This is a genomic window from Rhizohabitans arisaemae, from assembly GCF_025996515.1.
GTDB classification, from domain to species: Bacteria; Actinomycetota; Actinomycetes; order Streptosporangiales; family Streptosporangiaceae; genus Rhizohabitans; species Rhizohabitans arisaemae.
The window spans coordinates 1-288 of record NZ_BLRH01000028.1 but is presented as its reverse complement, the minus strand read 5'-3'; the positions used below and the strand labels follow the sequence as shown (position 1 = coordinate 288).

The window sequence follows — 288 nt, the reverse complement described above, 5'->3', positions numbered from 1 at the left end:
ACGCCTGGATCCCCGACGGCCCGCTCGCCCTCGGCGATCTCGTGGACGTCGTGGAGATCCCGCTCCTCGGCTCGATGATCGACGTCCCGCAGATGGAGTTCCTCGTCCGGCCGCCCATGCCGGGGCTGCACGCCTACGACAAGATCCTCAAGATGTGGTGCGACGAACTCGACTGGATGTGCGAATTCCAGCCCGACGGCGTGCTGAGCCTGGTCCTGCACCCCACCACCATCCCCCGCGGTGCCCGCCTGCGCGTCCTCCGCGACTTCCTCCGCCACGCCAAGGCCA

Annotated in this window: 1 protein-coding gene; it reads left to right on the top strand. The window is 68.8% G+C overall.

Annotation, left to right across the window (positions count from 1 at the left end; translation table 11 throughout):
• Window positions 1-288 (top strand): polysaccharide deacetylase family protein (locus RUR_RS11510; protein WP_283134974.1); only part of this gene is annotated, 288 nt, incomplete at both ends.